The following is an 11,830-nucleotide window of genomic DNA, read 5'->3' on the forward strand; positions in this document are numbered from 1 at the left end:
GCCCGCGGCCTCGCCTACCAGATGCCGCTCGTGCCGGTGGTCTCCACCGTCACCGGCGCCCCCGCCGCCCCCGAGGAGCTGCGTTCGCCCGAGTACTGGGTCGGCCAGGTCCGCGCCACCGTCCGCTTCGCCGACGCGGTACGCACCCTGGCCCGCCAGGGCGTCACCGCCTACCTGGAACTCGGACCCGACGGCACCCTCTCCGCCGCCGCCCGCGCCGTCCTCGACGCGGACACCGACCCGGCCGGCGCCACCGCCACCGGGCCCGCCACCACCGTCCCCGCGCTGCGACGCGACCGCGACGAGGTGTCCTCGCTCACCGCCGCCCTCGCCCGGCTGCACGTCCACGGCACCCCCGTCGACTGGACCGGGCCCTTCGACGGCACCGGCGCTCGCCGCGTCGACCTGCCCACCTACGCCTTCCAGCGCAGCCGCTACTGGCCCGACACCACCTTCACCCCGGCCGCCGCCGGCCCCGCCGACACCGGAGCCGACGCCGCGTTCTGGGCGGCCGTCGAGCGGGCCGACCTGCCCACCCTCGGCGCCGACCTCGGCCTGGACGACGACACCCTGTCCGCCCTGGTGCCCGCCCTGTCCTCGTGGCGGCGCCGCCGCACCGAGCAGGCCGCCGCCGACGGCCGCCGCCACCGGATCGTGTGGAAACCGCTCGACGGAGCCCCCACCGGGCGGCCCGAGGGCACCTGGCTGGTCCTGCGCCCGGCCGCTGCCCCCGCGCCCGAGGCAGAGGCCCTCCTGGCCGCCCTCGCCCTGGACACCGCCGAGGCCACCGTCGACCTCACCGGCCCCGACCGCGCGACGCTCGCCGACACCCTGCGCCGCCTGCCACGCCCCGAGGGCGGCTTCGCCGGCGTCCTCGCCCTGCTGGCCCTCGACACCGCCGCCGCCACCACCGACGACGCGGCCGGCACCGGCGCCGTGGCGCCGACGGCCACCGCCCTGACCGCCCTGGACGACGCCGGGATCACCGCGCCCGTCTGGGTCCTCACCCGGCAGGCCGTGAGCACCGGACGCGCCGACCGCCTGGCGCGCCCCGGACAGGCGGCCCTGTGGGGCCTGGGCCGCGTCGCCGCCCTGGAGCACCCCGAGCGCCACCTCGCCCTCGTCGACCTGCCCGAGCGGACCGACGACCGGGCCGTCCGGCGACTGGCTCAACTCCTGGCCGCGCCCGGCACGGAGAACCAGCTCGCGGTCCGGCCCTCCGCCACCTACGCGCGGCGGATCGCCCACCACCCGGCCCCCCAGGGCCGCCCGCGCCCCTTCGCCCCCGAGGGCACCGCTCTGATCACCGGCGGCACCGGCGCCCTCGGCGCTCACGTCGCCCGGCTCCTGGCCGGCCGCGGCACGCCGCACCTGCTGCTCACCGGGCGGCGCGGACCGGACGCCCCCGGCGCCGCCGGACTCGCCGCCGAACTGCGGGAGCTGGGCGCCGAGGTCACCCTCGCCGCCTGTGACGCCGCCGACCGCGACGCGCTCGCCGCGCTCCTGGCCACCGTGCCCGCCGAGTACCCTCTCACCACCGTGGTGCACGCCGCGGGCGTCCTCGACGACGGCCTGCTGGACACCCTCACCCCCGAGCGGTTCGCCGGCGTCCTCGCCGCCAAGGCCCGCTCCGCCGCCCACCTGCACGAGCTGACCCGCGACCTCGACCTCACCGACTTCGTGCTGTTCTCCTCGACCGCCGGCGCCCTCGGCGCCGCCGGACAGGGCAACTACGCCGCCGCCAACGCCTACCTCGACGCCCTCGCCGAACACCGGCGTGCACAGGGCCTGCCGGCCACCTCGGTGGCCTGGGGCCCGTGGTCCGGCACCGGCATGGCCGGCGACGGCACCGGCGTCGAGGACCGGGTCCGCCGCGGCGGCTTCACCCCGATGAGCCCCGAGGACGCCCTCGCCGCCCTCGACGGGGCCGTCGGACACCGCGACACCGCACTCGTCGTCGCCGACATCGACTGGCCGCGCTACGCCGCCGTCTTCGCCCCGCACCGCAGCCTCGTCGGCGACCTGCCCGAAGTACGGGCGACCAGCGGCGCGGCCACCGCCCACGGTGACACCGAACCGGCGCTGCGCCGCCAGGTCGCCGCCCTGGCCGGCCCCGCCCGCGAGCGGTACGTGCTGGACTTCCTGCGCGCCCAGGTCGCCGCCGTCCTCGGCCACCCCGACCCGGATGCCGTCGAGGCCGACCAGGCCTTCACCGACCTCGGCTTCGACTCGCTCACCACCGTCGAACTGCGCAACGCCCTGGGCGCCACCACCGGCCTGCGGCTGCCCGCGACCCTGGTCTACGACCACCCGACCACCCGCGACCTCGCCGCCCACCTCCTCACCGAGATCCTGCCCGAGCTGCCCGACCTGCCCGAGCCGGCCGCGGGCGGGACCACGGCCGACGGCGCCACCCGGACCGACCCGGTCGTCGTGGTCGGCCTGGGATGCCGCTTCCCCGGCGGCGTCGAGTCGCCCGAGGAACTCTGGCAGCTCCTCGGCGAGGGCCGCGACGCCGTCTCCGGCTTCCCCGCCGACCGAGGCTGGGACCTGGAATCGCTCGGCAGGGGCGGCTCCGCCACCCTGGAGGGCGGCTTCCTCGAGGGCGCCGGACTCTTCGACGCCTCGTTCTTCGGCATCTCCCCCCGCGAGGCCCTGGCGATGGACCCGCAGCAGCGCCTGCTGCTGGAGACCTCCTGGGAGGCCCTGGAGCGGGCCGGCATCGACCCGCGGCGCCTGCGCTCCAGTGCCACCGGCGTCTTCGTCGGCACCAACGGCCAGGACTACGCCACCATGCTGCGCCGCGGCACCACCGACGTGCGGGGCCACGCCGCGACCGGCACCACCGCCAGCGTGATGTCCGGCCGCCTCTCCTACACCCTCGGACTGGAGGGCCCGGCGATCACCGTCGACACCGCCTGCTCCTCCGCGCTGGTGGCCATGCACATGGCCGCCGGGGCGCTGCGCTCCGGCGAGTGCTCGCTGGCCCTCGCCGGCGGCGTCTCCGTGATGGCCAGCCCCGACGCCTTCGTGGAGTTCACCGCGCAGGGCGGACTGGCCGGCGACGGCCGCTGCAAGGCCTTCGCCGACACGGCGGACGGCACCGCCTGGGCCGAGGGCGCCGGCGTCCTCGTCCTGGAGCGGCTCTCCGACGCCCGCCGCAACGGCCACCCGGTCCTCGCCGTCCTGAGCGGCTCGGCGGTCAACCAGGACGGCGCCTCCAACGGCCTCACCGCGCCCAACGGCCGCGCCCAGCAGCGTGTCATCCGCCAGGCACTGGCCGACGCCGGGCTCACCCCGGCGGACGTGGACGCCGTCGAGGCGCACGGCACCGGCACCTCCCTGGGCGACCCGATCGAGGCCCACGCCCTGATCGCCGCCTACGGCGAGGGCCGCGACCCGGAGCACCCGCTGCTGCTCGGCACCGTCAAGTCCAACCTGGGCCACACCCAGGCCGCCGCCGGCGCCGCCGGCGTCATCAAGACCGTCCTCGCGCTCGGCCACGGCGAACTGCCGCGCACCCTGCACGTCGACGTCCCGTCCTCGCACGTGGACTGGTCCACGGGCACGGTGGAACTGGTCCGCGAGCACCGGGCCTGGCCCGAGACGGGCCGCCCCCGACGCGCCGGCGTCTCCGCCTTCGGGGTGAGCGGCACCAACGCCCACGTCATCCTGGAGCAGGCCGGACCGGCCGCCGAAGCCGCCGAAGCCGCCGAGGCGACGCAGCCCGCATGCGCGCCGGCCGTCGTGCCGTGGCTGGTCTCGGCCCGGTCCGAGAAGGCCCTGACGGCCCAGACCGCACGTCTGACCGCCTTCACACAGGCCCGGCCCGAGGTCCCCGCACTCGACACCGCCTACAGCCTGGCCACCGGCCGCGGGACCTTCGCCCACCGTGCCGTCCACCTGGTCACGGCCGAGGGAGAACCCCTGGAGACCGTCAGCGACCGCGCCACCGAACGCCGCCTCGCCGTCCTGTTCTCGGGGCAGGGTTCGCAGCGTGTGGGGATGGGTCGTGAGTTGTACGGCCGCTTTCCGGTGTTCGCGGAGGCGCTGGACGGGGTGATGGCGCGCCTTGATGTGGGTCTGGAGCGTCCGTTGCGGGAGGTGTTGTTCGCCCAGGAGGGTTCTGGGGCGGCGGTTCTGCTGGACTCGACGGGTTTCACGCAGCCGGCGTTGTTCGCGGTCGAGGTGGCGTTGTACCGGTTGGTGGAGTCGTGGGGTGTCTCGCCGGGGTTCGTCGCGGGGCATTCGGTCGGTGAGATCGCGGCGGCGCATGTGGCGGGGGTGTTGTCGTTGGTGGACGCGTGTGCGCTGGTCGGTGCCCGGGCTCGTCTGATGCGGGAGTTGCCCGGGGGTGGGGCGATGGTGGCGGTGGGGGCCGGTGAGGCCGAGGTCGCGGCGCGGCTCACCGACGGGTTGTCGCTGGCGGCGGTGAACGGCCCCGGCTCTGTGGTGATCGCCGGGGCCGAGGACGAGGCCCTTGCTCTGGCCGCCGAGTTCGCCGCGGAGGGTCGTAGGACGCGCCGTCTGGCGGTCAGCCACGCTTTCCACTCGCCGCTGGTGGAGCCGATGCTCGCGGAGTTCCGCGAGGTCGCCCGCTCACTGACCTACGCCGAGCCGCGGATCCCTCTTGTCTCCAACGTGACCGGTGCGCTCGCCGAGGCCGGACAGCTCACCGATCCCGAGTACTGGGTGCGGCACGTCCGTGCGGCGGTCCGTTTCGGCGACGGCGTCCGCGCCCTCGCCGAAGCCGGCGCCGACGCCTTCCTGGAGATCGGCCCCGACGGCGCCCTCACCGGCCTGGCCGCCCGGGTCCTCGATGCGACCGAGGACGGTTCCGGCGGTGTCGGCGTCCCGGCCCTGCGCAAGGACCGCGCCGAGGAACACGCGCTGCTCGCCGCCCTCGCCCAGCTCCACACCGCCGGCGTCGCCGTCGACTGGGCCGCCTTCTTCACCGGCACCGGCGCCCGCCGCACCGAGCTGCCCACCTACGCCTTCCAGCGCGAGCTGTACTGGCCCGAGCCCGCGGCCGGATCGCACCCGGCCACGGCGCAGGACCCGGTCGACGCCGCCTTCTGGGCGGCCGTGGAGCGCGAGGACCTGGATTCGCTCTCCGCCACCCTCGAACTGGACGACACGGTCCTGTCGAGCGTGCTGCCCGCCCTGTCCACCTGGCGCCGCGGCCGGTCCGAACGGACCCTGCTCGACGGCTGGCGCTACCGCGTCACCTGGCAGCCCGTACCCGTCCCCGAGGCCGCTGCGGACGGCACGGACGGCCCCTGGCTGGTCCTGGTCCCGGCCGGACACGGCGACCCGTGGACCGAGGCCCTCGCCGGCGCCTTCGGTGAGAGCGCCGTGCGCCTCGCCGTCCCGGCCGCCGACGAGGACGGCACCGCCGCCCTGCTCGGCGCGGCGGCCGAGGGCACCGCGTACGCCGGAGTCCTCTCCCTGCTCGCCGGCACCGGGACGGACGGCACCGCCCGTCCCGACACTCTGTTGCGCCTGCTGGAGACCGCCGGGATCGACGCCCCGCTGTGGTGCGTCACCCGCGAGGCCGTCTGCGTCGGCCGCTCCGACGCCGCGGCCGACCCCGGCCACGCGGCCCTGTGGGGTCTGGGCCGGGTCCTCGCCCTGGAGGCGCCCGGGCGCTGGGGCGGGCTGGTCGACGTCGGCCACGTCGCCGACGCCCGTACCATCCGCCGCCTGCGCGCCGTCCTGACCACCGCCGCACCGGCGGGCACCGCCGAGGACCAGGTGGCGCTGCGTACCTCCGGTGTCTTCGGCCGGCGGCTGTCCCGGGCCGACGCGCCCGCCACGGACGTCACCTGGCGCCCCGCCGGGACCGTCCTCGTCACCGGCCGCGCCGAGGGCTTCGGCGGGCACGTCGCCCGCTGGCTCGCGGCACACGGCGCCGCCGAGGTACTGCTCGCCGGCCCCGGCGACGCGGACGAGGCCGTCACCACGGCCCTGCGTACCGAGATGGCGGCCGCGGGCGCCGTGCTCACCACCGTCCGGCACACCGACCCGGCCGACGCCGCCCCGCTCGTCGAGGCGCTGGCGGCCCTGGCCGCCGACCGGCCGCTGACCGCGATCGTCCACACCGGCGACACCGGCGACACCGGCGCGGAGGACGCGCCCGGCATCAACGAGGCGCGCGCCGCCTACGAGGCGCTGGTGACCGCCGCCGGCTCCCGGCAGTTGGACGCCTTCGTCGTCTTCGGCTCCATCTCCGCCGTGTGGGGCGTCACGGGGCAGGGGGCGGGCGCCGCGGCCGGCGTGTGCCTCGACGCCCTCGTCCAGCAGCACCGCGCCAGCGGCACCAACGCCGTCTCGGTCGCCTGGGGCGCCTGGCAGGGGGCCGGCCCCGAGGGCCTCGCGGCCCACCTGCGCGCCAACGGCCTGCCCGCCATGGATCCCGCCCGCGCGCTCGACGCCCTCGCCCCCGCGATCGGCGCGGGGGCGGCCGACCCGGCCGCACCCGCGTCCGTGACCGTCGCGGACGTGGCCTGGGACCGGTTCGCCCCGGCGTTCACCCGGGCCCGCGCCGGCCTGCTCCTCACCGGGGTGCCCGAGGCACGCGCGGCCCTGAGCGACGCCGGTGGCGACGGGGCGGACGCCGGTACCGCGGCGGAACTGCGCGAGCGGCTGCGGCAGTCGGACCCCGCCGAGCGCGTCCGTGCCCTGCTCGCCACCGTGCTCACCGAGGTCGCCTCGGTGCTCGGTCACGCCGACGCCGGTGACGTCCCGGCCGAGAACGCCTTCAAGGACCTCGGCTTCGACTCGCTCACCGCGGTCGACCTGCGCAACCGCCTCGCCACCGCCACCGGGCTCACCCTGCCCGCGACCCTCGTCTTCGACTACCCGACGCCCACCGCGCTCGCCGGCCACCTCCTCACCGAACTCCTCGGAGAGGACACCGCGCCCGGTACCGGCGACCTCTCCGCGCGGGGGGCCGCCGACGCGGACGACCCGATCGTCATCGTCGGCATGAGCTGCCGCTACCCCGGCGACGTCCGCTCCCCCGAGGACCTGTGGGCGATGCTCGGGTCCGGTACCGACGCCATCGGGGGTTTCCCCACCGACCGCGGCTGGGACCTCGACAAGCTGCTGCACGGTGACCGCGACGGCCGCGGCCGCAGCGTCACCCGCGAGGGCGGCTTCCTCTACGACGTCGCCGACTTCGACCCCGCCTTCTTCGGCATCTCCCCGCGCGAGGCCCTGGTCATCGACCCGCAGCAGCGGATCGTCCTCCAGGCGGCCTGGGAGGCACTGGAGCGGGCCGGGATCGACCCCGCCGCGCTGCACGGCGGCGACACCGGGGTCTTCGTCGGCGGCGGCAGCGGCGACTACCGCCCCGCCGTCGGCCAGTCCGGGCACGTCGAGACCGCCCAGTCCGCGAGCCTCCTCTCCGGGCGGCTCTCCTACACCCTCGGGCTGGAGGGCCCCTCCGTCAGCGTCGACACCGCCTGCTCGTCGTCCCTGACGGCCCTGCACCTCGCCGCCCAGGCGATCCGTGCCGGTGAGTGCTCGCTCGCCCTGGCCGGCGGCGTCACCGTGATGTCGACCCCGGTCGGCTTCGTCGAGTTCGGCGAGATGGGCGCGCTCTCCCCGGACGGACGCTGCAAGCCCTTCTCCGATGCCGCCGACGGCACCGCCTGGTCCGAGGGCGTGGGCATGCTCGTCGTCGAGCGCCTCTCCGAGGCCCGCCGCCGTGGCCACGAGGTCCTGGCGGTCCTGCGCGGCTCCGCCGTCAACCAGGACGGCGCCTCCAACGGGCTGACCGCCCCCAACGGTCCGTCCCAGCAGCGCGTCATCCGCAAGGCGCTGGCCGCCGCCGGGCTCACCCCCCGCGAGGTCGACGCCGTGGAGGCCCACGGGACCGGCACCACCCTCGGCGACCCCATCGAGGCGCAGGCGCTGCTGGCGACGTACGGGCAGGACCGGCCCGAGGGCCGGCCGCTGCTGCTCGGCTCCGTCAAGTCCAACATCGGCCACAGCCAGGCCGCCTCCGGCGTCGCCGGCGTCATCAAGATGGTCCTCGCCATGCGGCACGGCACCCTGCCGCGCACCCTGCACGCCGAGAAGCCGTCCCGCCACGTCGCCTGGGACCCGGACGCGGTCCGCCTGCTGACCGAGGCCGCAGACTGGCCCGAGACCGGCCGCCCCCGCCGCGCGGGTGTCTCCTCCTTCGGCGCCAGCGGTACCAACGCCCACGTCATCCTGGAGCAGGCACCCGCCGAGCCCGCCGCCCCGGCGCGGGACGCGCGGCCCGCACCGGACGCCACCGGCGCCGTACGGACCCTGCCGGTGCCGCTGTCCGGGGCCACCGCGGACGCCCTGACCGAGCAGGCCGTCCGACTCCGCGACCGGCTCACCGCAGGCGCCCCGGAGCTGCCGGCCGTCGCCGACCTGGCGCTCTCCCTGGGCACCACCCGGTCCGCCTTCGAACACCGGGCCGTCCTCGCCGTGGCCGGCCGCGACGACCTGCTCGACGCGCTGACCGCACTCGTCGAGGACCGCGCCCACCCCGCCGCGCTGCGCGACCGCGCGACCCCCGGTGGCCGGACCGCGTTCCTCTTCCCCGGCCAGGGCTCCCAGCGGGCCGGCGCGGGCCGTGTCCTGTACGCCCGCTTCCCGGTCTTCGCCGCCGCCCTCGACGAGGTACTGGCCCACTTCGACCAGGAACTCGAACGGCCCCTGCGCGAGGTGATGTTCGCCGACGAGGGCACCGCCGAGGCGGAGCTCCTCGACCGGACCGGCTGGACCCAGCCCGCCCTGTTCGCCCTCGGCGTGGCCCTGTACCGGCTGGTCGAGTCCTGGGGCGTGCGGCCCGACCTGCTCGCCGGTCATTCGGTCGGTGAGATCGCGGCCGCCCACGTGGCCGGGGTGCTCTCCCTGGCGGACGCCTGCCGCGTCGTAGCCGCCCGCGCCCGCCTCATGGAGGCGCTACCGGCCGGCGGCGCCATGGTCGCCGTACGCGCCGGCGAGGAGGAGGTCAGCCCGCACCTGACCGACCGGGTCTCCCTCGCCGCCGTCAACGGCCCGGACTCCGTCGTGGTCTCGGGTGACGAGGACGCGGTCACCGCGCTCGCCGAGGAGTTCGCCGCACGCGGCAGGAAGACTAGGCGTTTGCGGGTGAGCCATGCGTTTCACTCACTGCACATGGACGCCATGCTTCAGGACTTCGAACGGGTCACCCGGAGCGTGTCGTACACCCCGCCGAAGCTGCCCCTGGTGTCGAACCTCACCGGGGGACCGGCCACCGACGCGCAGGTGTGCGACCCCCGGTACTGGGTCGAGCACGTCCGCGGCGCGGTCCGCTTCGGCGACGGTGTCCGCACCCTCGCGGTCCGCGGCGCCACCCGCTACCTCGAACTCGGCCCCGACGGAGTCCTCTGCGGCCTCGCCCAGGAGACCCTGGACACCCTCGCCGACGAGCACCGCCCCGCCCCCGCGGTCGTCCCGGCGCTGCGCACCGGACGGGACGAGGAGCAGGCCCTGATCGCCGCCGTGGCCCGGCTGCACGCGGCCGGCCAGCCCCTCGACTGGTCCGCGCTGCTCGACGGGACCGGGGCCCGCCGCGTCGACCTGCCCACCTACCCGTTCCGCCGACTGCGGTTCTGGCCGGACGAGGCACCCGCCGCCGACGCCCCGGCGCCGGACGCCGGGGACGCGGCCTTCTGGGCCGCCGTCCAGGACGAGGAGTTCGACTCCCTCGCCGGGCAACTCGGCGTCGACGGGGAGGCGTTGCTACGCGTCCTGCCCGCCCTGCGGGACTGGCGCCGCAAGCACGGCGACCAGGCCACCGTGGACGGCTGGCGCCAGCGCATCGCCTGGCGGCCCCTGAACCGGGCCACCGCCGGCACTCCCGCCGGCACCTGGCTCGCCGTCGTTCCCGCCGACCACGCCGGCCACCCGTGGACCACCGCCGTCCTGACCGCGCTCGGCACGGGCGCCCAGCTCCTGGAGGTCGCCGGCCAGGACCGCGCCGGTCTCGCCGCCGCCCTCCGTGCACGGCTCGACGCCGACGGCCCGTTCACCGGTGTGGTCTCGCTGCTCGCGGTCGCCGGGGAACCCGGCGACGGGACGGGCGCCCTGGCCGGCGGCGTCCCGGTCGGCGCCGCTCTGACGGCGACCCTGGTCCAGGCGCTCGGCGACGCCGGCACCGACGCCCCCCTGTGGTGCCTCACCCGTGGCGCCGCCGCCGTCTCGCCCGCCGAGACGGTCGCCGCACCGCTCCAGGCCGCCGTCCACGGACTCGGCCGGGTCACCGCGCTGGAACACCCGCGGCGCTGGGGCGGCACCGTCGACCTGCCGCTCGCCGTCGACGCCCGGACCGCCGAACGGCTCGCCGCCGTCCTCGCCGACCCCGAGGGCGAGGACCAGCTCGCCGTCCGGCCCGGCGCGGTCTTCGGCCGTCGACTCGCCGCCGTACGGCCCGAGACCCCCCGCGACTGGAAGCCCACCGGCACCGTCCTGATCACCGGCGGCACCGGCGCCCTCGGCGCCCGCACCGCCCGCCGCCTGGCCGGCGCCGGAGCACGCCGCCTGGTCCTGCTCAGCCGCAGCGGACCCGACGCGCCCGGCGCCGGCGAACTCGCCGCCGACCTGCGCGCGCTGGGCGCCGAACCCGTCATCACCGCCTGCGACACCGCCGACCGGAAGGCCCTGGCCGCCGTCCTGGCGGCCATCCCCGAGGACACGCCGCTCACCGGCGTCATCCACACCGCGGGCGTGCTCGACGACGGCGTCGTGGACGCTCTGACCCCCGAGCGCTTCGCCGCGGTCTTCCGCGCCAAGGTGACCTCCGCGCTGCTCCTGGACGAACTGACCCGCGCCCACGACCTGGAGGTGTTCGCCCTCTTCTCCTCGGCGTCCGCCGCCGTCGGCAACCCGGGCCAGGGCACCTACGCCGCCGCCAACGCGGTCCTCGACGCCCTCGCCGAACAACGCAGGGCCGAGGGGCTGCCCGCCACCTCCGTGGCGTACGGCGCCTGGGGCGGGGAGGGCATGGCCGACGGAGTCCGCGCCGCCGCGCTCGCCCGCCGTACCGGCATCCGGCCGCTCGACCCGGACCTCGCGGTCCTGGCGCTGCGGCAGGTCGTCACGGGCAGCGACCCGGTCGCCGTCGTCGCCGACGTCGACCCCGACCGGTTCGTCCGCGCGTTCACCACCGTCCGGCCCAGCAGCCTGCTGGCCGAGATGCCCGCGTACGCCGCCCTCAAGGCCGCCGGTGCCTCGGCCGGCGGCGACACCGCGACCACCGGCCCGTCGCTGCGCGACCGGCTGGCCCGGCTCCCCGAGGGCCGCCGCGCCCAGACGGTCCTGGCCCTGGTGCGCGAGCGCGCCGCCGAGGTCCTCGGCCACTTCGGAACCGATCAGGTGGGCCCCGACCGGGCCTTCCGCGACCTCGGATTCGACTCCCTCGGCGCCGTCGAGCTGCGCAACCAGCTCGGCGCCGCCAGCGGACTCACCCTGTCCGCGACCCTCGTGTTCGACCACCCCACCCCCGCCGCCCTCGCCGACCACGTCCTCGGACAGCTCCTGCCCGCCGGCACCTCCGGTGCCCCCGCCGCGGCCGGCGCCGACGACGAGGAGCGGGCCGTGCGCGCCGCCCTCGCCCGGCTCCCCGTGGACCGGCTGCGCGAGAGCGGGCTCCTGGACCAACTGCTGGACCTCGCCGGGCAGAACCCGGCCGGGTCCGGTACGGACCAGGAGGCCACGGCGGCCGACGCCGACGAGTCCTACGACGCGTCGATCGACGCCATGGACGTCGACGGCCTGGTGCAGGCGGCACTCAACGGTAACCCTGACGAAGAGCGGGACTGAC

Annotated in this window: 1 protein-coding gene (running past one end of the window); it reads left to right on the forward strand. The window is 76.9% G+C overall.

What is annotated here, in order from left to right; genetic code table 11:
• Window positions 1-11,829, forward strand: partial view of a type I polyketide synthase gene (locus Sdia_RS15965; protein WP_191835346.1) — the 3' portion only. 16,863 nt of this gene lie to the left of the window's left edge; only the last 11,829 of its 28,692 coding nucleotides appear in the window; the start codon falls outside the window, past its left edge; its stop codon occupies window positions 11,827-11,829.
• Window position 11,830: the final 1 nt, after the last annotated feature.

This window comes from Streptomyces diastaticus subsp. diastaticus, assembly GCF_011170125.1.
In the GTDB taxonomy this organism is placed as follows: Bacteria; Actinomycetota; Actinomycetes; order Streptomycetales; family Streptomycetaceae; genus Streptomyces; species Streptomyces diastaticus.